General features: G+C 71.1%; 17 protein-coding genes. 11 read left to right on the top strand and 6 right to left on the bottom strand.

The genetic code is table 11. From position 1 onward, the window contains the following. Positions 1 to 70: 70 nt before the first annotated feature. The 11 genes from E3O48_RS12890 to smc all read left to right on the top strand — a co-directional run bounded on the left by E3O48_RS12890 (position 71) and on the right by smc (position 14,867). Entirely contained in the window at positions 71 to 925 is an 855-nt protein-coding gene (locus E3O48_RS12890) for a tetratricopeptide repeat protein (RefSeq protein WP_241982522.1), read from the top strand. After that, the gene (locus E3O48_RS12885; protein WP_134539324.1) at positions 922 to 3,159 is read left to right on the top strand and encodes an ATP-dependent DNA helicase RecG; all 2,238 of its coding nucleotides are present in this window, start codon (positions 922 to 924) and stop codon (positions 3,157 to 3,159) included. Before E3O48_RS12890 ends, E3O48_RS12885 begins: the two co-directional genes overlap by 4 nt. A gap of 53 nt (positions 3,160 to 3,212) precedes the next feature. Next, complete coding sequence (coaD, locus tag E3O48_RS12880) at positions 3,213 to 3,701, top strand: pantetheine-phosphate adenylyltransferase (protein WP_134539322.1); 489 nt, start codon at positions 3,213 to 3,215, stop codon at positions 3,699 to 3,701. Between the two features lie 149 nt (positions 3,702 to 3,850). Next, complete coding sequence (locus E3O48_RS12875) at positions 3,851 to 4,825, top strand: MoxR family ATPase (protein ID WP_134539643.1); 975 nt, start codon at positions 3,851 to 3,853, stop codon at positions 4,823 to 4,825. Between the two features lie 4 nt (positions 4,826 to 4,829). Next, on the top strand, positions 4,830 to 6,194 hold the full coding sequence (locus E3O48_RS12870; protein ID WP_134539321.1) for a DUF58 domain-containing protein: 1,365 nt from the start codon (positions 4,830 to 4,832) through the stop codon (positions 6,192 to 6,194). Next, positions 6,191 to 8,545 carry a DUF3488 and transglutaminase-like domain-containing protein gene (locus E3O48_RS12865; RefSeq protein ID WP_134539319.1) on the top strand — a complete coding sequence of 785 codons (2,355 nt, stop codon included), beginning with the start codon at positions 6,191 to 6,193 and terminating at the stop codon, positions 8,543 to 8,545. The genes E3O48_RS12870 and E3O48_RS12865 overlap by 4 nt, the downstream gene beginning before the upstream one ends. A gap of 11 nt (positions 8,546 to 8,556) precedes the next feature. Further along, positions 8,557 to 9,129, top strand: coding sequence for a DUF177 domain-containing protein (locus tag E3O48_RS12860; RefSeq protein ID WP_134539317.1), 573 nt, complete (start codon positions 8,557 to 8,559; stop codon positions 9,127 to 9,129). A 2-nt stretch (positions 9,130 to 9,131) separates the two neighbouring features. Continuing rightward, the gene (rpmF, locus tag E3O48_RS12855) at positions 9,132 to 9,335 is read left to right on the top strand and encodes a 50S ribosomal protein L32 (RefSeq protein WP_134508074.1); all 204 of its coding nucleotides are present in this window, start codon (positions 9,132 to 9,134) and stop codon (positions 9,333 to 9,335) included. A gap of 123 nt (positions 9,336 to 9,458) precedes the next feature. Further along, positions 9,459 to 10,148 (top strand): ribonuclease III, encoded by a 690-nt coding sequence (gene rnc, locus E3O48_RS12850; RefSeq protein ID WP_134539315.1) that lies wholly within the window; start codon positions 9,459 to 9,461, stop codon positions 10,146 to 10,148. A 24-nt stretch (positions 10,149 to 10,172) separates the two neighbouring features. Further along, on the top strand, positions 10,173 to 11,078 hold the full coding sequence (mutM, locus tag E3O48_RS12845) for a bifunctional DNA-formamidopyrimidine glycosylase/DNA-(apurinic or apyrimidinic site) lyase (protein WP_134539313.1): 906 nt from the start codon (positions 10,173 to 10,175) through the stop codon (positions 11,076 to 11,078). Positions 11,079 to 11,297: 219 nt separating this feature from the next. Continuing rightward, positions 11,298 to 14,867 carry a chromosome segregation protein SMC gene (gene smc, locus E3O48_RS12840; RefSeq protein ID WP_134539311.1) on the top strand — a complete coding sequence of 1,190 codons (3,570 nt, stop codon included), beginning with the start codon at positions 11,298 to 11,300 and terminating at the stop codon, positions 14,865 to 14,867. A gap of 5 nt (positions 14,868 to 14,872) precedes the next feature. Here smc and E3O48_RS12835 read toward each other — a convergent pair whose 3' ends face one another. The 6 genes from E3O48_RS12835 to E3O48_RS12810 are packed head-to-tail and all read right to left on the bottom strand — an operon-like array spanning position 14,873 to position 20,064. Then, complete coding sequence (locus tag E3O48_RS12835) at positions 14,873 to 15,268, bottom strand: four-helix bundle copper-binding protein (protein ID WP_134539309.1); 396 nt, start codon at positions 15,266 to 15,268, stop codon at positions 14,873 to 14,875. A 34-nt stretch (positions 15,269 to 15,302) separates the two neighbouring features. Then, positions 15,303 to 15,632 carry a ferredoxin gene (fdxA, locus tag E3O48_RS12830; RefSeq protein ID WP_134539307.1) on the bottom strand — a complete coding sequence of 110 codons (330 nt, stop codon included), beginning with the start codon at positions 15,630 to 15,632 and terminating at the stop codon, positions 15,303 to 15,305. Continuing rightward, positions 15,629 to 17,035: an FAD-dependent oxidoreductase gene (locus E3O48_RS12825; RefSeq protein ID WP_134539305.1), complete on the bottom strand. Its 1,407-nt coding sequence runs from the start codon at positions 17,033 to 17,035 to the stop codon at positions 15,629 to 15,631. The genes fdxA and E3O48_RS12825 overlap by 4 nt, the downstream gene beginning before the upstream one ends. Then, positions 17,032 to 18,321, bottom strand: coding sequence for a uroporphyrinogen-III C-methyltransferase (gene cobA, locus E3O48_RS12820; RefSeq protein WP_134539303.1), 1,290 nt, complete (start codon positions 18,319 to 18,321; stop codon positions 17,032 to 17,034). The genes E3O48_RS12825 and cobA overlap by 4 nt, the downstream gene beginning before the upstream one ends. After that, on the bottom strand, positions 18,318 to 19,253 hold the full coding sequence (locus E3O48_RS12815) for an ABC transporter permease (protein WP_134539301.1): 936 nt from the start codon (positions 19,251 to 19,253) through the stop codon (positions 18,318 to 18,320). Before E3O48_RS12815 ends, cobA begins: the two co-directional genes overlap by 4 nt. Beyond that, positions 19,243 to 20,064: an ABC transporter ATP-binding protein gene (locus E3O48_RS12810; protein ID WP_134539299.1), complete on the bottom strand. Its 822-nt coding sequence runs from the start codon at positions 20,062 to 20,064 to the stop codon at positions 19,243 to 19,245. Before E3O48_RS12810 ends, E3O48_RS12815 begins: the two co-directional genes overlap by 11 nt. Positions 20,065 to 20,066 lie beyond the last annotated feature (2 nt).

The raw sequence follows: 20,066 nt of genomic DNA, 5'->3' as shown, positions 1-20,066 counted from the left end.
GCCCGCCGCCCTGCCGGCGGCTGTCCTGCCGCCGGCTGCGGCGGAGGGCGCCGGATGTCATGATGGACCGGTGACCGATACAGCAGCGTTCGCGGCGGATCCGATTCCGCCGGCCGCCACCGTGCCGCCCAACCCGGTAGCCCTGGGGACCGGCCCGGTCAGCCAGGCCCTGCTCGACTCCCTCTGGGACTTCACCGACGCGGCGGCATCCGCCCGGCGTTTCCAGCAGGCCGCGGACGACGCCGGCCGTGATGACGAGGCACGGGCAGAGCTCGCCACCCAGCTCGCCCGGGCGTTCGGCCTCCTCGGCCGCTTCGACGACGGACTGGCCGCCCTCGCCGCGGTGCAGGAGAGCACCGGGGAACCCACCGACCGGCTCCAGGCGCGCGTCGCCCTCGAACACGGCCGACTCCTCCGCAGCATGGACCGGACCGATGAGGCCGTGCCCTTCTTCACCCTCGCGGCGCGGAAGGCGGCATCCGCCGGGGCCCAGTTCCTCGCCCTCGACGCTCTGCACATGCTGGCCATCGCCGACGCCGGGCACGAGGAGGAGTGGGCCGCCGAGGGTCTGGCACTCCTCGACACGACCACGGATGCCCGGACCCGGCGCTGGGGAGTCGCGCTGCACAACAACCTCGGCTGGTTCCTGCACGACTCCGGCCGCCCCGACGAGGCCCTGCCGGAGTTCGAGGCTGCGCTGCGTGCGGCAGACACCGTCGGCACCCACGAACAGCGCCACCTGGGCCGTTGGGCCGTCGCGCGCTGCCTGCGCACCCTCGGCCGGACCGACGAGGCCAGGGCCCTGCAGCAGCAGCTGGCGGCCGAGCGGCCCGACGACGACTTCGCGCGCGCCGAACTGGCCCTGCTCGACCAGGCCGCCGACGCGACCGGAGTGTCAGGGGCAGAGCCTACGATCGTGCCATGACCGAATCGGCTGCCGTCGCACCCGGTGCCGTCACACCCGGTGCCGTCACACCCGGTGCCGTCACACCCGGTGCCGTCACACTCGACACGAAGCTGGCGAATGTCGTGGGCGGCCGCACGACCACCGCGCTCACCAAGGCGTTCGGCATCGTCACGGTCGGCGACCTGCTCAGCCACTACCCGCGCCGCTATGCCCGCCGCGGCGAGCTCTCGGCGATCGGCGACCTGCCCCTCGATGAGAACGTGACGATCATCGCCGAGATCCGCACGGTGGAGGAACGCCAGATGAAGGCCCGGAAGGGGTCGATCGTCGAGGTCAAGATCTCCGACGGCCGCGGCATCCTGAGCCTCACCTACTTCAACCAGTCCTGGCGCGCGAGACAACTGGCGCCGGGCATGCGCGGCATGTTCGCCGGCAAGGTGTCCGACTACCGCGGTCACCTGCAGCTGACCCACCCGACCTACCGGCTGTTCGGCCCGGGCGAAGACGACGAACCCGATATGCCCGCGGATGCCGCGGACGCGAAACTCTGGATCGAGCAGCCGATCGCGATCTACCCGGCCACGAACGCCATCGCGAGCTGGCAGATCACCAAGACGGTGGAGGTCGTGCTCGACGCCATCCTTCGTGTGCCCGACCCGATCCCGGCCGAACTCCGCGCCGAACGGGGCCTGCTGCCGCACGGCCGGGCGCTCGAACTCATCCACCGGCCCGAGACCGACTCGGACTGGCGCCGGGCCAGGGACACCCTCCGGTTCACCGAGGCGTTCGTGCTGCAGACCGCGCTCGTGCAGCAGCGCAACTCCGCCCGCGCCCGGAAGGCCACGCCACGGCTGCCGGTTCCCGGCGGCTTCCTCGAGCGCTTCGACGCCGCCCTGTCGTTCACCCTCACGAGCGACCAGACGGTCGTCGGCGACGAGATCGCACGCGACATCGCCGAGGACGCGCCGATGAACCGCCTGGTGCAGGGGGAGGTCGGCTCCGGCAAGACGGTCGTCGCGCTCCGGGCGATGCTCGCGGTGGCCGACTCGGGCGGGCAGGCCGCCTTCCTCGCGCCGACCGAGGTCCTCGCCGGGCAGCACCTGCGCTCGATCGTGCGCGCCCTCGGACCCGACCTGGCCGTGCAACTCATGCCGACCCTGCTCACCGGGCAGCTGCCCGTCGCCGAACGCCGGAAGGCTCTGCTGCGGGCGGTGTCCGGCCAATCGCGCATCGTGATCGGCACCCACGCCCTGCTCGGCGACGCAGTGACCTTCTTCGACCTTGGACTCGTCGTCGTCGACGAGCAGCACCGGTTCGGCGTCGACCAGCGTGAGGCCCTCCGGCAGAAGGGGGCGGTGCCGCCGCACGTGCTGGTGCTGACCGCCACCCCCATTCCGCGCACGATCGCGATGACCGTCTTCGGCGACCTCGACGTGAGCACGATCACCATGCTCCCTGAGGGGAGGCAGGGCATCGAGACGTTCGTCGTGCCCCTCGGCGACAAGCCGGCCTGGGCGACGAGGGTCTGGCAGCGGCTCGCGGAGGAGCTCGCCCTGGGCCGGCAGGCGTTCGTGGTGTGTCCGGCCATCGCGCCCAAGCAGGTGGAGGAGGGTGAGGTCCTCGACCCCGAAGCCAAGGCGCCGGCCTCCGTCGAGGAGACGCTCGCCGAACTCCGGGCCAAGCCGATCTTCGCCTCGGCGCGAATCGAGCCCCTGCACGGCCGGATGACCAGCGAGCAGAAGGACCAGGTCATGCGGGCGTTCGCCGCCGGGGAGATCGACGTGCTCGTCGCGACGACCGTGATCGAGGTCGGCGTCGACGTGCCCAACGCCTCGGCGATGGTGGTGATGGACGCCGACCGGTTCGGCGTCTCCCAACTGCACCAGCTGCGCGGCCGGGTCGGTCGCGGGGGAGTGCCGGGGCTCTGCCTGCTCGTGACGACCGCCGAAGCCGAGTCGGTGTCGCGCGAGCGGGTCGAGGCCGTCGCGGCGACCCTCGACGGCTTCGAACTCGCGCAGGTCGACCTCGAGTTGCGCCGGGAGGGCGACGTCCTCGGCAACAACCAGTCCGGCGGGAGGTCCTCGCTGCGCCTGCTCCGGGTGGTGACCGACGGCGACCTGATCGGGGAGGCGAGGGGCCATGCCCAGGCGCTGATCGACTGGGACCCCGAACTGGACAGCGTCCCCGCCCTGCGCGACGCTGTACGGCGCCGACTCGACGACTCCGAACGCGCCTCCCTGACGAAAGGCTGACGAGAAGCAGTCCGCACGGGCGTCGTTCACGGTGTAGGTCTAGGGTGAATCGTATGCGCAGGATCGCCGTCGTCCCTGGATCATTCGACCCCGTCACACTGGGGCACCTCGACGTGATCGAACGGGCGGCCGGTCTCTTCGACGAATTGCATGTCCTCGTGGTGCACAACCCCGCCAAGTCGGCGCTCCTGCCGATCAGCCGGCGGGTGTCGCTGCTGCAGCTGGCGATCAAGGATGCCGGCCTGCCCGACAACATCACCGTCGCGTCCTGGAGCATGGGTCTCCTCGTCGACTACTGCCTCGAGGTCGGCGCGAGCGTGCTGGTCAAGGGCATTCGCTCCCAGATCGACGTGGCCTACGAGACCCCGATGGCGATCGTCAACCGCAACCTCGCATCCGTGGAAACCGTCTTCCTGCTGCCGAACCCGGCCAACGCCCACGTGTCCAGTTCGCTGGTGCGCCAGGTGGCCGCGCTCGGCGGGGACATCGCACCGTACGTCCCCCGGGTCGTCGCCGATTTCCTGCAGAAGGCACCAGTGTGAACGGAGCACCAGTGTGAACGGAGCACCAGTGTGAACGGAGCACCAGGGTGAACGGAGCACCCGTCAGAGTGGTGACGGGCCCGGCGGTCGCCGGGACCGAGGTCGGTGCTGTGGCCGGGTTCGGCGACGAGGCCGAGGTGGAGACACCGATGGATCTCGCCGCCGTCGAGGCGTCCGCGCGGGCGATCATGCGCAACGTGGAGACCGTCATCGACGGCAAACACGCCGCGGTCAAGACGGCACTGACCGTGCTGCTGGCGCAAGGGCACCTCCTGATCGAGGACGTTCCCGGCGTCGGGAAGACCATGCTCGCCAAGGCCCTTGCCAAGTCCGTGCACTGCACGGTGAGCCGGATCCAGTTCACCCCCGACCTGCTCCCGTCCGACGTCACGGGGGTGTCCGTGTTCAACCAGGCCGACCGGCGCTTCGAATTCAAGCCGGGCGCCATCTTCGCCAACATCGTCATCGGAGACGAGATCAACCGGGCCAGTCCGAAAACCCAGTCCGCCCTGCTCGAATGCATGGAGGAACGCCAGGTCACGGTCGACGGCTCCACCTATCTGCTGCCGCTGCCGTTCACCGTGGTGGCCACCCAGAACCCGATCGAAATGGAGGGCACCTACGCGTTGCCGGAGGCCCAACGCGACCGCTTCATGGCCCGGATCTCCATGGGCTACCCCGACAAGGATTCCGAGCTGGCGATGCTCGACTCCCGGGACACCTCGAGCCCTCTGGCGGGCATCACCGCCGTCGTCTCCGGAGCCCAGTTGCGGGGGATGATGACCGCGGCGCAGGCCGTTTTCGCGTCCGGCGCGGTCAAGGAATACGCGGTCAACCTGGTGCGGGCCACCCGTGACGACCGGGACCTGCGCCTCGGTGCCAGCCCGCGGGCGACCCTGCAGCTCATCCGCGCGGCGAAGGCGCAGGCCGCGCTCAACGGCCGGGAATACGTGCTGCCCGACGACATCGATTCGCTGGCCGTGTCAGTGCTCGGGCACCGCCTGGTCGCCAGCAGCAGGGTGCTGGGTCATCACCACCAGGATGCCGCCCCCCTGATCGAAGAGATCGTCACCCGCATCGTCGACGCCACGCCGGTGCCGGTCGGCGCCCAGGGACGCCCCTAGGCCCATGTCCGCGTCGCGGCGGCCCCTGTGGTTTCCCCGGCTCACCCTCCGGGGCGGGGCGTTCCTCGGTGTCGGCGCTCTCTTCCTGGTGCAGTACCTGTTCACCGGGCGCCGCGACATCCTCTTCGTGGCCTGCCTGCTCCTGCTCGTGCCCGTGACCGCCGCCGCGTATGTCGCGATCCGCCCCGTGGCGGTGAAGGTGAGCCGGACGTTCCGGCCCTCGGTCGTGGAGGCCGGCCGGGGAACGATCGTCACCCTCATCGTGCGCAACCTGTCCGCCCGCCCGCTCTACGGCCTGCGCTGGAGGGACACCGGCGCCCCCGGGCTCACCACTCCCGGCGCCCTGGTGCTGCCTGGTCTCGACCGGTTCGAGGGAGGACGTGACAACGGCGCGGATGCCGTCAGGCTCGAATACTCGCTGGCGCTAAGGCACCGGGGCATCTACTCCAGCGGCCCGCTCCGGCTGGAGCGATATGACCCGTTCGGGCTCGCCTCGAGCGAATGGACGGTCGGCGAGCCCCTCGATCTCGTGGTCACCCCGACCGCGACACCTCTCTCGGGGACCGGCCTGACCGGCGCGGGCGGCGACGGCGACGCCCGTGAGCGGTTGCGGCACCTCAACCACAACTCGGACGAACTGATCGCCCGGGAATACCGGCCGGGGGACCCGCTCCGGCGGGTGAACTGGCCCGCGACCGCGAGGCATGGCGAGATCATGGTGCGCCAGGAGGAACACCGCAGCAACCCGGTGGCCAGGATCGTGCTCGACACCGCGTTGCGGGGTCGCCCTGCGCCGCCGCCCGGCCAGGGACCCGACCGCCGCTTCCGGCACGACCAGGCCTTCGAAGTGGCCGTTGAGCTCGTCGCCTCGGTGGGAGTGCACCTCCTCGACGCCGGCTTCCGACTCGACCTCGTCGAACTGGGGCCCAGCCAGCTCGGTTCCCGCACCGGGACGGGCCGCGGCGGCCTGCGCGGGGACCCGGCCGTGGATTTCCAGGAGGCCGGCGGAATGCGGCTGCTGCTCGAGGGCCTGGCCGGCGTGGTGCCCCTCGAGCCGGGCCCGGCCGGCGGGGCCCGGCCCGCGCCCGCGCTCTCCGGTGGCTACGCGCCGCAACTGCCGCTGCCGACCTTCGCGGTGCTCGTCGACATCGACGAGCAGGATGCCGCTGAGCTGGCAGCCCTCGGCGCCGCCGCCCGGCCCGCGGTGGCCTTCAACCTCGACACGATGCGGCCGGCCGCGATCGAGACGCTGCGCGACGCCGGCTGGCGCTGCGTTCCCGTGCGCGCGGCCCGGGACATCCCGGCCGCCTGGCTGGACGCCGCGCGTGCCCAGGGCGCGGCCGCCTCCACCGGGCGGGAGCCCTCATGAGCCGGTCCGGGGCGGCAACAGGCCGGCGGCGCCCGCTCCGCGCCGAATGGCCGGTCACCGGCGCGCTGCTGCTCCTGCTGCTCGTGGCGAACGGGGCCCTCGGTTCGCTGCTGCAGTCCACCACCTGGTGGTGGCTGATGGCCTTCGTGTCCGCGACCGTGCTGATCGGCCTGGCCGGGCTCCGCCGGGTCGGCCTGGCGGAGTCGCTCGCCCCGGTCGCCGGGTTCGGCATCCTGCTCGCCACGGTGACCCTGCTGTTCGGCGGCGGCACGGGGCTGCTCTGGCTGATCCCGTCCCTGGAGACCATCGACCGGTTCGGCAGGCTGGTCGACTCCGGGCTGGAGTCCATCCAACAGCAGGGCACGCCGGCCGACCCGGTCGCCGGCATCCTGCTGCTGCTCTGCGCGGGAGCAGGAGCCATCGCGGTGATGGTGCACCTGCTCGCGATCAACCTCCGGGTTCCGGCGCTCGCCGGGCTTCCCGCGCTCGTACCCGTCGCCGTTCCCGGCCTCATCATCGACGGCGGGGCCGACCCGCTGGCCCTCGTCCTGACGGCCATCGCGTTCCTCATCCTGTTGCGCGTGGACGTGCGGGTGCGGCGAACCAGGGAAGCCGACAATCCGCCGGTCGGGCCGAACGCTCCGCGGGTGGTCGGTCCGGTGCGCCGGCGGGGCCCCGGCCCGCTGTGGGGGTCGATGGTGGTCGGCAGCATCGGCATCGTGGGGGCGCTCCTGCTCAGCGTCGCCACCCCTGCCGTGCCCGGTGGAGGCTTCGCCGGCACCCGGGGCGTCGGCACGCTGCTCTTCGGGAGCGGTGTCACCCCGCTGATCAACCTCGGGCAGGATCTCCGGCGCCCCCAGTCCAGTGCGGCCCTGCACTACCGCACCACTGCGTCCCCGCCGCCGTACCTGAAACTGCTGACCCTCGACAACTTCGTCGGCGCCACCTGGATGGCCAGGGTCGAACCGGATAATCCCAGCGACAACGTCGAGGCCATCGCCCTGCCGCAGGGGCTCTCCTCCCAGGTGGTCACGAGGGAGACCAGGACGCAGATCGTCATCGACGGCGTCGCGACCCGGTGGCTGCCGACCCCGTTCGCGCCGAAGAAGGTCACCGGCCTGGTCGGCGACTGGTACTGGGACCGGTCGACCTCGACCATCGCCAGCGCCAACAGCATCACCCGCGGTCAGCAGTACACCGTCACGGCGCTCGAACTCGCTCCGACGCCCGCGCAGCTCCGGGCTGCGGGCACCCGTTACTCGGCGAGCATCCGGCGCAACCTCGACCTGCCCGGGAATCGGCCGGCCATCATCGACCAGACCGCCCGCGACGTGACCGGCGGGGCGATCTCGCCCTACGACGCGGCCGTCGCCCTGCAGAGCTACCTGAGGGGCGGCGTGTTCAGCTACGACACGGATGCCCCGGTCGCCGAGGGCTACGACGGCGGCGGCGTCGACGTCGTCGGCAAGTTCCTCGAGGTGAAACGCGGCTATTGCGTTCACTTCGCTTCGGCGATGGCGGTGATGGCCCGGTCCATCGGCATCCCCGCCCGGATCGCGATCGGTTACCTGCCCGGGTCTCGGTCGACGAGCTACATCGAGGGGCGGGACCGGTTCAACGTCGACGCGCACGACCTGCACTCCTGGCCGGAACTGTATTTCAGCGGAATCGGCTGGCTGGCGTTCGAGCCGACGCCGGGGCGCGGCACGGTGCCGGCGTACACAAGGGAGACGGATGCCCAGGTCCCGCTCGGCGGCGAGGCCGGCGGGCTCGCGACGGCCGCGCCGCGGAACGCCGACCCGGGCGGCCAGAACGTGTCCGACGGCCTCCGGGCTGCCACCTCCCCAACCGGCGGCAGCGAAGCAACGACAACCGTCTCCGTGGCCCTCGCGGCCGTCCTGATCCTGCTGATGTTCCCCGGCGGCGCGCGAGCGTTGCGGAGGCAGGGACGGCGCCGGCGCGTCCGCACCGGCCCGGGCGCCGCAGGCTGGGCCTGGGACGAACTCACCGACACGGCCGTCGACCACGGGGTGCGGGTGCGCGACACCGAGACCCCCCGGGAACTGGTCGCGCGCCTGGAGCAGCTTACCGGCCTGGTCTACCCGCCGGCCGGCGACCCCGGCGCTGCGCTGCGGCGGTTGCTGGTCGCGGCCGAACGCCAGCGTTTCGGCCGACCCGGCGCCGCCTCGGGCGGGGCCTCAGCAGCGTTGGCCGCGGACCTCGACCAGGTCACCCGCGCGATCCACGCCGGCGCCTCCTGGCCGGCGCGCATCCGTGCGATCGCGCTGCCTGCCTCACTGCGGAGGCCGTCGAGGGTGGCACGGAACGAGACCCTGCCCGCGGACGCGTAGAATCTCCCACCGTGACCAAGTTTAAGAAGACCCCGTACAAGGTCGATGTGCGCGACCTCATCAACCGGCCAGGCACCATGCACGAGCGGCACCTCGAGATCGTCGTGCCCGGTGACCTCGGAGAGAGCCTGGTGGCCGTCAAGGCGGGTTCCGCACTGACCGTGAACCTGCGCCTGGAGGCCCTGCACGAGGGCATCCTGGTGTCCGCCCAGATCTCCGGAAAGGCCGCCGGGGAGTGCGGAAGATGCCTGATTGACATCGAGTTGCCTGTCCAAGTCGAGTTTCACGAGCTTTTCGCGTACTCTCTAGACGAAGCTTATGAGTGTGAAGTTCAAGATGACCACGTGGATCTTGAACCTCTGATCAGGGACGCAGTGGTATTATCACTGCCTTTCCAGCCGGTTTGCCGGCCGGATTGCCCAGGTCTCGACCCAGAGACCGGGCAGCGGCTTGCCGAGGCCCCTGAACTCGAACCAGAAGAAAAGCGCGATCCCCGGTGGGCCGCGCTGATGGAATTCCAGGCTTCCGCAAGCATCGGCACGGATGAAGACATCCAGGCTGAATCAGATAGAGAAGAGAAGTAGTCATGGCAGTCCCGAAGCGCAAGCAATCACGCTCGAACACCCGCTCACGTCGTTCCTGCTGGAAGGCCGAAGCCCCCACCCTGGTGAAGACCATGGAAAACGGCAAGGTCGTCTACAGCCTCCCGCACCGTGCCAAGGTCGTCACCGACGCCGCCGGCACCGCGATGTTCATGGAATACAAGGGCCGCAAGGTCGCTGACGTCTAGTCAGAAGTTTTCAGGTCAGCGGATGCTGGATGCTCTGATGCCGCGCCGTCGAAGGACGAGCAACCCGAATCCGGGGTGTTCCACCTCGGGGCGCGGCATCTGCCTGTGCCCGGAGGCCGGCGCATGAACTCCGACGCATCCGGGATCTCGGCGCTTCCGGCGATCCTCGGCGTATCGATCGACCCCGGCCTGCTCGAACTCGCACTGACCCACCGGTCGTACGCGTACGAGCACGGCGGCGTGCCCACGAACGAGCGCCTCGAATTCCTCGGCGACTCTATCCTCGGCCAGGCCGTCACGGTCATGCTGTACCGCGAGTTCCCGCGCCTCGACGAGGGAGACCTCGCCAAGCGCAGGGCCAGCCTGGTGTCCAGTGTCGCCCTCGCCGAGATCGCCCGCGGGATCGGCCTCGGCGAGTTCGTCCGCCTCGGTCGCGGTGAGATCCTCACCGGCGGACGAGACAAGGGTTCGATCCTCGCCGACACCGTCGAAGCGCTGATCGGCGCCGTCTACCTCGACTCCGGCGGAGAGGTCGCGACGCAGCTCGTGCTGCGACTGATCGCACCCCTGCTGAACGACCCGGGGCACTTCGGTGTTTCGATGGACCCGAAAACAAGCCTGCAGGAGGCCGCCGCCCGGCTCGGATCCGGTGTGCCCGTCTACGGGATAGCCGAGAGCGGCCCGGACCATTCGAAGGTCTTCATCGCGACCGTCACGGTGGGCATCATCACCGCGACCGGCGAGGGCACGAGCAAGAAGCACGCCGAAATGGCTGCGGCGCTCGACGCCTGGACCCGGCTCGGCGACCTCTGATCCAGCGGCTGGTAGGCGTCTGACGTGCCCGAACTTCCCGAGGTGGAGGTCGTCCGGTCAGGCATCGAACCGGCGGCCACCGGTGCCGTGATCGCTGCCGTCGAGGTGTTCGAGGAACGCTCGCTGCGCCGCCACGACCCCGTTCCCGGCTCATTCGCCGCGCTGCTGGAGGGGCGGCGCATCCTCGGCGCCGTGCGGCGCGGGAAGTTCCTCTGGCTGCCTCTCGATTCGGGGCGCGCCCTCGTCATCCATCTGGGCATGAGCGGGCAGGTGCTCCTTCGCGCCCCCGGTTCCGACTCCGACCGGATGCTCCGGGTGCGCCTGCACCTCGACCACCCCGTGCACGGCGAGTTGCTGCTGCACTTCGTCGACCAGCGCATCTTCGGCAGCATGGCCGTCGACACCATGCAAGCGACGCGTGACGGTCTGGCCGGGGGATACTCCGGAGCGGCGTCAGGCGACTGGTCGGCGCTGATCCCGTCGCAGGTCGCCCACATCGCCCGGGACCCGATCGACCCCGACTTCTCCGCGGACGCGTTCCTGGCCGCCCTCGCCCGCAGGAAGTCAGGTGTCAAACGGGCGCTCCTGGACCAGACCCTGATCAGCGGCATCGGCAACATCTACGCCGACGAGGCGCTCTATGCGGCCCGGCTGCACTTCGACCAGCCGGCCGACTCGTTGTCCCGTGCCAGGGCACGCCTCCTGCTCGACTCGGTGCGGGTTATCCTGGGCCGGGCCCTCGCGGAGGGCGGCACGAGTTTCGACGCCCAATACGTGAACGTCAACGGCGAATCCGGCTACTTCTCGCACAGCCTCACCGCCTACGGACAGCAGGGCAAACCGTGCCCGCGATGCGGCACCATCCTGGTCAGGCAGCAGTTCATGAACCGGTCGTCCCACCTCTGCCCGCGGTGCCAGCGGCTGCGCTGACCGGGCCGTTCCCGTGCCGGCCCTGCCCCTGGCCGTCGAATTCGACGGAGAATTTGAGCAAAACCGGCCTGCGGCATCCGTTTCAGCCCCAAATCGGCAAAATCTCCGTCGAATTTGACGGGCCCGCGCCTCCCCGGCAGGGCGCGATCTGTCCGGTACCGTGGAACCGGGCGGCAGGCCCGCAGGGACCTGGCGCCGACGACCGGAAAGGGCGCAGCGTTGTATCTGAAGAGCCTCACCCTCAAGGGGTTCAAGTCGTTCGCGCAGCCCACGACCTTCGCCTTCGAGCCCGGAGTCACCTGCGTGGTCGGCCCCAACGGCTCCGGCAAGTCGAATGTGGTCGATGCGCTCGCCTGGGTGATGGGGGAGCAGGGCGTCAAGACCCTCCGCGGCGGCAAGATGGAGGACGTCATCTTCGCCGGCACGTCGACCAAGGGTCCGCTCGGCCGGGCCCAGGTGACGCTGACAATCGACAACACCGACGGCGCCCTCCCGATCGACTACTCGGAGGTCACGATCTCCCGCACCCTGTTCCGCAACGGGGCCAGCGAATACGCGATCAGCGGGCAGACCTGCCGCCTGCTCGACGTGCAGGAACTGCTCAGCGATTCCGGCCTCGGCCGGGAGATGCACGTCATCGTCGGTCAAGGGCAGCTCGACGCCGTGCTTCGGGCCAGCCCCGAGGAACGGCGCGGCTTCATCGAGGAGGCGGCCGGAATCCTCAAGCACCGCCGCCGCAAGGAGAAGACCCTCCGCAAGCTCGACGCGATGCAGGCCAACCTGACCCGGCTCAGCGACCTCGCGGGGGAGATACGGCGCCAGCTCAAACCCCTCGGTCGCCAGGCCGAGGTCGCGCGCGAAGCTCAGGGCATCGCCGCGGTCGTGCGTGACGCGCGGGCGCGCCTCCTCGCCGACGACGTCGTCACGCTGCGCACGGCCCTCGACGCGCACGGTCGCACCGAAAGCGAACGCCACTCCGAACGCATCGTGCTGCAGGAGCAGCTTGACCAGAAGCGCCTGCGCCTGCGCCGGCTCGAGGAGGCCCAGGTCGGCGACGCCGTCGACCTGGCCCGGCGCACCAGTTTCGGCCTCGAGTCCGTGCAGGAACGCCTCCGCGGCTTGTACACGCTGGCCAACCAGCGCCTGGCCCTGCTCGCCGACCAGGCCGAGTCCGTCGACACCGGGCCGAGCGTGACCCCGGCCATGCTCAGGGATGCCGCCGCCGAGGTCGACGCATTGCGGGAACGGATCGGCCTGGCCGAGACCCGGCATGCGAACGCTCGCGAGGCATCCGCCACCGCGCGTGGACGGCTCGACGCGCTCGACCTGGAGATCGCCGCGCAGGCGGCGCTGGTCTCCCGCCACGACCTCGAGATCGCCGCCCTGAAGGGGCAGGCCGAGACCGCGGCGTCCCGGCTGGCCTCGGTCAGGGGAGAGGTGCTCCGCCAGCAGAACGCCTTCGACGCGGCCAGGCAGCGAGCGGATGCGGCCCAGGCCGTGCTCGACGCGCTCCACGCCGATGCCGGGGCGGAGGGCGCCGACGGCAGCAACCTCGCCGACGCGTGCGAACGGTCCCGGACCGTCGTGACCGAGGCCGAGGCGGAGGTGGAGCGCCTGCGCGAGGAACTGCACACGCTCGAGCGTGAACGGGACGCGCTCGCGGCCCGCACGGGTGCCCTTTCGCTCGCCCTGGACCAGAAAGACGGCTCGTCCGCGCTCGTCGCCCAGGCGCAGGCCGGCATCCGCGGCCTCGTCGCCGACCACGTCCACGTGCATCCGGGCTTCGAGGCCGCGATCGCCGCCGCTCTCGGTTCGCTGGCCGACGCCGTGCTGGCGGAGACGCGGGACGCCGCCTTCGACGCCATCGGCACGGCGCGCGCCGATGACCTCGGCCGGGTCGAGCTCATCGTCGCCGGCCGCGGGAACCCGGGAACGGCCGCGGGGACCGGCGTGTCCACCCTGCCCGGCCTGTCGAACCTGCCGGACCTGTCGAACCGGCCTGGCCTGGCCTGGGCTCGTTCGGTCGTCGAGGCCCCGGCCGGGGTCCTCGCACTGCTCGAGCACATCGTCGTCGCCGACGACCTGGCGTGCGCCCGGGCCGCCGAGGACCTGCTGGCCGCCGGCGGCACGGCGCCGCTGACGTTCATCACCCTGGCCGGCGACGTGCTGAGCGAACACGTGCTGCGCGGAGGGTCCGGCGCCCGGCGGAGCAGGCTCGAACTGGTCGCCGACCGGGACGCGGCGGCCGACCGGCTCGGCGAGGTCCGGTCCCTGGTCGAGCGGGTGGGAGCGGACCTTGTAGAACAGCGCGGACTGCTCCGCCACGGCAAGGAGCAGCTCGTCGCAGCGCGTGCCGCGCAGCGGGAAGCAGAGTCCCGCGTCACCGCCCGCGCCGAGAAGTCCGGCCGGGCCACCGTGCAGGTCCAGGCCGCCACCGCCGAATTCGACCGGCTTTCCACGGCCCTGCACGTGGCAGGCGTTGCCGTCGCGGGCGCGGAGGCCGAGTCCGCTCGCACCTCCGCGGAGTTGGAGGCGCTGCGGGCGCGACCTCGCCCGGTCCTGGACGTGAGCGCGCGGGACGCCGTCCACGCCGAGGTGGAGGCCGCCCGGGAGACCGAGATCGAGTCACGCCTTCAGGTGGAGACCGCCAGGGAACGCGTGCGGGCGGGACAGGCCCGGAGCGCCGGACTCACCAGGCGGCTGGAGGCCGAGCGGGCGGCAGCGGAGGAGGCAGCCAGGCGCGCGGTGATCCGGCGCCGCCAGGTGGCGGCAGCCATGGAGGTCGCCCAGGCGCTGCCCCGGGTGCTCGCCTCCGTCGACGGAGCGGTCGGCGAGGCCCGCTTCCGCCTGGCCCAGGCCGAGGCGGAGCGGACCAGCCAGAACGAGGAACTTTCGGCCCTGCGTCGGGAGGACGCTGCCTTGCGCGACCGGCTCCAGGCTGTCACCGAGAACGTGCACGGCCTCGAACTGGAGATCTACGAGAAGAAGCTCCACCTGTCCGGCCTGCTCGAACGGGCGGGCAGCGAACTGGGCCTGGTCGAGGCCGTGCTCGTCGCCGAATACGGACCCGACCAGCCGATCCCGTCCGAAAGCGACGCCGGGGCATCGGGACTGCCCTACGACCGTGCCGCGCAGCAGCAGCGCCTCGCCGTCGCGGGACGCCGGTTGGCGCAACTCGGCCGGATCAACCCGCTCGCCCTCGAAGAGTTCGCGGCCCTCGAGCAACGGCACAAGTTCCTCACCGAACAGTTGACCGACCTCACCAACACCCGCACCGACCTGCTCACGATCATCGCGGAGATCGACGAGAAGATGGGGGTCATCTTCGGCAGCGCCTTCGACGACACCCAGGCGGCGTTCGCCGAGGTCTTCCCGGTGCTGTTCCCCGGCGGCAGCGGCAGCATCCGCCTCACCGACCCTGACTCCCTGCTCACGACCGGGATCGAGGTCTCGGTCAAACCGGCCGGCAAGAAGATCGAGCGGCTCTCACTACTCTCCGGCGGTGAACGCTCGTTGGCGGCGGTCGCCCTGCTGATCGCGATCTTCAAGGCGAGGCCGAGCCCGTTCTACATCATGGACGAGGTTGAGGCGGCCCTCGACGACGCGAACCTCGGCCGGCTGCTCACGATCTTCGAGGACCTGAAGGCCGCGAGCCAGCTGATCATCATCACCCATCAGAAACGCACGATGGAGATCGCGGACGCCCTCTACGGCGTGTCGATGCGGCAGGACGGGGTCTCGGCCGTTGTCGGGCAGCGGCTCGCGAAGGACGAGGCCCGGGCGTCCTGAAGCCGTCACCCCGCGCTGTGCCCCAGGGCGGCGAGCAACCGGGTGCAGGAGTCTCCGACCCGGCGGCAGGCCATCGAACAGGTCTGCCACGAGGGGTGAATGGCCTTCATCCGCTCGCAGGCCGCCGCTGAGACCTGGCTCGCTTCCCGGCAGGTCTCCAGGATCGAGATCGCGGTCGGACCGTTGTTGCGGGTGTGCCAAGACAATACCCGGGTCGTGGTGATGCAGATTTCAACGCAGTCGAGGTCGGCCAGGAAGCAGGCGGTGACCTCGCCGTCGCCCTCGATGGCGAGGCAGGCGTCCGCGCAGTCTTCGCTGACCTTCACCAGCGCGTCACAGGCCGTGACGCACTGGGTGATCCCGGCCTCGATCGAATTCTCCGGCCAATCCTTCACGGGCATGCCGACACCCTAGCGCCGGTGCGGGTCCCTGTCGCTAGGCGTCGGCCGCGCCCTGAGGCGGCAGTGCCGCGATGATCGGGTGGTCGAACGAGAGCACGCCGGTCTTCGCGGCGCCGCCGGGAGAACAGAGGTCGACGAAGAAGTCCACGTTGGCGGTGTAGTACTCGGCCCATTGTTCGGGCACGTCGTCTTCGTAGTAGATCGCCTCGACCGGGCATACCGGTTCGCAGGCGCCGCAGTCGACGCATTCATCAGGGTGGATGTAGAGCGAACGGTCGCCCTCGTAGATGCAGTCGACGGGGCATTCGTCCACGCAGGCGCGGTCCTTCACGTCCACGCACGGCAGCGCGATGACGTAGGTCACGACACCACCAGGCTTTCGGAGCGGGCGATGCCGACCTGTTCGTCGCGCGGCACGACCTTGACGCGCTCGCGCGTCACCGTGGACAGGTCGGCCTGGCCGAGCGAGCGCTCGTGCGCGTCGAGGGCGAGCCAGCCGGACCAGGTCGTGAAACGGATGCCCCGCTCGTCGAGCAGGGCGAGGATCGCGTCCTCCGCCGGCCGGCCGGGCTGCACCGTCAGGTCATGGTCCTCGAGCAGCTTCGTCACGGTCTCGAGTGCGTCGCTCTTCGTGTGACCGATCAGGCCCACCGGTCCGCGCTTGATCCAGCCGGTCGCGTAGAGGCCGGGCAGCGGGGTTCCCTGACCGTCGACCACCCGTCCGCCGTCATTGGGGATGACACCCCTGGCCTTGTCGAACGGCACCTGCGCCAGGGCGCTGCCCCGGTAGCCGACCGCGCGGTAGACGGCCTGCAGCGGGTAATCGATGATCTCCCCGGTGCCGCGGACGCCGCCGTCCGCGGTGGGTTCGGTGCGTTCGAAGCGCATGCCCTCGACCCGGCCGGCGCCGTAGACCTCGACCGGGCTGTGCAGGAAGTGCAGGTGAAGCCGGCGCGGAGCCCCGGTCGGTTCCCGGCTCAGCCAGCCGTTCAGGGTACGGGTCATCACCTTGACCTGGTTGTTCGACGCGGCGAGCCGCTGCTCGGAGTGCTCGTCCCGCGGGAAGTCTTCCTGATAGACCAGCACGTCGACGTTCGGGATGTCGCCGAGTTCGCGCAGTTCGATCGGGGTGAACTTCACCTGGGCCGGTCCGCGGCGGCCGAACACGTGCACATCGGTCACCGGCGAGCCGGCGAGCCCGGCGTGCACGGTGGCGGGGATGTCGGTCGGGAGCAGGTCGACCGGGTGCTTGGCCAGCATCCGCGCCACATCGAGGGCGACGTTGCCGTTGCCGATCACGGCGATGTCGGTCGCGTCGAGCGGCCAGTCGCGCGGGGCATCCGGATGCCCGTCGAACCAGGAGACGAAGTCGGCGGCCCCGTAGGAGCCGGGCAGGTCGATGCCGGGAATGCCGAGCACGGCATCCCGGATCGCCCCGGTCGCGAAGATGAGGGCGTGGTAGTGGGCGCGGAGGTCGGCCAGGTCGAGGTCGGTGCCGTAGGCCACGTTGCCGATGAACCTAATGGTGCCGGCGTCCAGCATCTCGTGCAGCGAGTTGACGATGCCCTTGATCCGGGGGTGGTCGGGCGCCACCCCGTATCGGATCAGGCCGTAGGGGGCGGGGAGTGAGTCGAACAGGTCGATTCCGACCTCGCCGCCGGCGTCCTGCACGGCCCGGGTGAGGATGTTGCCGGCGTAGATGCCGGCCGGGCCGGCGCCGATGATGGCGACGCGAAGGGGCTGGGGCGCCGTGGGGGTCCGGGTCATGAGTGGGCCTTTCGGGGTGCGGTGGTGACGAGTTGTCTTCTGGGGGTGTGCGCGTGCGGGCTCAGGGTGACGACGTCACCGACCACGACGACGGCCGGGGAGGCGACGCCGCGGCTCTCGGCCAGGGCGGCGATCGTGGCGAGGGTGCCGATGGTGACCCGCTGGCCGGGGCCGTAACCGTCCTCGATGATGGCGACGGGGCAGCCCTCGCCGCGGGTGCCGGTGGCGAGCACCGCGGCGGAGCCGGACAGGGCGCTGATGCCCATCAGCAGGATCACGGTGTGGTCCCGTCCGCCGGGGAGCGCGCGGAGCTGTTCGTGCCCGGTGACGACCGTGAAGCCGGCCGCGACACCGCGGTGGGTGACCGGGATGCCTGCCGCCGCCGGGACGGAGATGGCGCTGGTCACGCCGGGCACGACCTCCACGGTGACGCCGTGGCTGCGGCAGTAGGCGGCCTCCTCGCCGCCGCGGCCGAGAACATAGGGGTCACCGCCCTTGAGACGCACGACCCGGCGCCCGGCGCGGGCGTGCTCGACGAGCAGCGCGTTGATCTCGTCCTGGGGGACCGGGTGGTGGCCGGGGAGCTTGCCGACGTCGATCACGAGCACCTCGGGGTCGAGCTCGCCGAGGAGGGAGCGCGGGCCGAGACGGTCGGCGATCACGACGTCGGCCTCGGCGAGGAGTCTCCGGCCGAGCACGGTGATCAGGCCGGGGTCGCCGGGGCCGCCGCCGACCAGGTGCACGGTGCCGGCGCCCGCGGGGCGGCGGTGGTGGCGGAGGGGCAGCTCGCCGGCGTCGAGGGAGGTCGCGATCGCATCCCGCAGCGCCATGGCCCGGCGCGGGTCGCCGCCGGTCGACACCGTGACCGTGACGTCGTCCCGCCGGGTGACGGCGGGGACCCAGGCGTCGGAGGCCGTGTGATCGCCCGCGTTCACGCACCAGATCCGTGCGGCCTCGGCATCGGCGGCAACCTGGGTGTCGACCTCGGTCACGCCGGTCGCCGTGTGGGCGAGCCAGGCCCCGGCCAGGTCGCCGGTGCGATAGCCGCGGTTCCGCCAGGTGACGACGCCGGTGGACAGGAGGGCGCGGAGGTCCGGACCGGCCTCCGGGGCGACGACGGTGACGAGCGCGCCGACGGCGACGAGGCCCGACGCGCGCCGGGCGGCGACGGCACCGCCGCCGACGACGAGCACGGCGCGGCCGGAGAGCCTGAGGCCGAGCGGGTAGAGCGCCACCGGGCGAGGGGCGACAGGGCCAGCGGCGACAGGGTTCGCGGAGTGCGTCATCGGGGGCCTCCGGCGGTCAGGCCGCGTCGGCGCAGGAGGCTGCGCTCCGCCGGGGCGAATGCGATCAGTTCGACCAGGATGCCGACGAACAGGATGACGAGGATGGTGGCGAGAACCCCGGGCAGGTCGGCCAGGTCCCGGCTCTGCTGCAGCATCGAGCCGAGTCCGAAGCCGATCGACCCGCCCATCGCGATGATCTCCGCCGCCATCAGGGAGCGCCAGGAGAACGCCCAGCCCTGCTTGAGTCCGGCGAGGTAGCCGGGCAGGGCGGCGGGCAGGATGACCAGGGTCGCGAGCTGGAGGCGGGAGGCACCGAGCACCGTGCCCACCCGGCGCAGCTGCGGCGGAACCTGGTCGATCCCGGCGACAAGTCCGTTCGCGATCGAGGGGACCGCGCCCATCAGCACCACGAAGTAGACGGTCGCGTCCGTGAGCCCGAACCAGATGATCGCGGCAGGTACCCAGGCCACGGAGGGCAGCACCTGCAGCCCGGAGAGCAGCGGGCCGAGCGCGCGGCGGAGCAGCCGCCACTCGGCGAGCAGCAGCCCGAGCGGGGTGCCGATGGCGACGGCGATCAGGAAGCCGGCGCCCCCGCGGGCGAGGCTCGTGAGCACCGCCTGCTGCAGGCGCCCGTTCGACCAGAGTTCGCCGATCGAGGCCGCGACGTTGAACGGCCCCGGCACGAGGTCGGGGCGCGGCTGCGCGATCACGACGTAGAACTGCCAGGCGACGACCAGCGCCGCGAGCAGCAGCACCGGCGGCAGCACGCCGTCGACGATGCGCCGCCAGGGGCCACGCTCGGCGAGCGGAACCGTCTGCAGCGCGTCAAGGCCCGCCTCGAGGGTGCGGAAGTCGTCGTTCGAGGTGGCGCGGGCGGATGCGGGGAGCGCCGGGACGGCCGTGCTCTGGTCGGTGCTCGTGTCAGTGGGCATTGCGGCGGATCTCCTGTCTCAGCTGCTCGGTGATCTCGATCGACAGTCGGGATACCTCCGGGGATTCGATCCGGCGCGGCCCGGTGTCGGCCAGGCGCCACTCGTTGGCGATCCGCCCCGGACGGGACGACATCAGCAGCACCCGCTGGCCGAGCCGGGCGGCCTCGCGCACGTTGTGGGTGACGAAGACGATCGTGCGGCCGGTCTCCCGCCAGATCCGCTCGAGTTCCTCGTGCAGCAGGTCCCGGGTGATCGCGTCGAGCGCGGCGAACGGTTCGTCCATCAGGAGCACCTTGCGGTCCTGGGCGAGCGAGCGGGCGAGGGCGACTCGTTGGCGCATGCCGCCGGAGAGCTCGTGCGGGCGCTTGTGCGCGGCATCCGCGAGGTTGACGAGGTCGAGCAGTTCGAGCGCCTGGCCAGGGCGCTCGGCCCTGGGCACTCCGCGGAGTTTGAGGGCGAGTTCGACGTTGCGGCCGGCGGTCAGCCAGGGGAACAGGGCCGACTCCTGGAACATCACCGCGGCACTGCCGCTGGTGACGGTGACGGTGCCGCTGGTCGGATGCTCAAGACCCGCGATGATATTGAGGAGGGTCGACTTTCCGCAGCCGGACGCGCCGAGCAGGCAGACGAACTCGCCGGGCTCGATCGACAGGGTGATGTCGTCGAGCACGACCGGGCCGTCGGTGCCGAATCGCTTGGTGAGGCCGTCGACGCGAATGGCGGGGGCAGCGACCTGCCGCTGGATGGCCACCGTGGTGGCAGTGCCGGTGGTCGCATCGACCGTGACCGGTGCCGTCCTGGTGTCGATCATGG

The organism is Cryobacterium sp. HLT2-28 (assembly GCF_004402495.1).
GTDB lineage: Bacteria > Actinomycetota > Actinomycetes > Actinomycetales > Microbacteriaceae > Cryobacterium > Cryobacterium mannosilyticum.
Note: the sequence above shows the minus strand (reverse complement) of the source record. Positions and strands in the feature narration are given on the sequence as shown.

Coding starts and splice junctions, on each gene's coding strand:
- E3O48_RS12885 (WP_134539324.1), top strand. CDS start 922: ATGACCGAATCGGCTGCCGTCGCACCCGGTGCCGTCACACCCGGTGCC.
- coaD (WP_134539322.1), top strand. CDS start 3,213: ATGCGCAGGATCGCCGTCGTCCCTGGATCATTCGACCCCGTCACACTG.
- E3O48_RS12875 (WP_134539643.1), top strand. CDS start 3,851: ATGGATCTCGCCGCCGTCGAGGCGTCCGCGCGGGCGATCATGCGCAAC.
- E3O48_RS12870 (WP_134539321.1), top strand. CDS start 4,830: ATGTCCGCGTCGCGGCGGCCCCTGTGGTTTCCCCGGCTCACCCTCCGG.
- E3O48_RS12865 (WP_134539319.1), top strand. CDS start 6,191: ATGAGCCGGTCCGGGGCGGCAACAGGCCGGCGGCGCCCGCTCCGCGCC.
- rpmF (WP_134508074.1), top strand. CDS start 9,132: ATGGCAGTCCCGAAGCGCAAGCAATCACGCTCGAACACCCGCTCACGT.
- rnc (WP_134539315.1), top strand. CDS start 9,459: ATGAACTCCGACGCATCCGGGATCTCGGCGCTTCCGGCGATCCTCGGC.
- E3O48_RS12835 (WP_134539309.1), bottom strand. CDS start 15,268: ATGCCCGTGAAGGATTGGCCGGAGAATTCGATCGAGGCCGGGATCACC.
- E3O48_RS12825 (WP_134539305.1), bottom strand. CDS start 17,035: ATGACCCGGACCCCCACGGCGCCCCAGCCCCTTCGCGTCGCCATCATC.
- cobA (WP_134539303.1), bottom strand. CDS start 18,321: ATGACGCACTCCGCGAACCCTGTCGCCGCTGGCCCTGTCGCCCCTCGC.
- E3O48_RS12815 (WP_134539301.1), bottom strand. CDS start 19,253: ATGCCCACTGACACGAGCACCGACCAGAGCACGGCCGTCCCGGCGCTC.
- E3O48_RS12810 (WP_134539299.1), bottom strand. CDS start 20,064: ATGATCGACACCAGGACGGCACCGGTCACGGTCGATGCGACCACCGGC.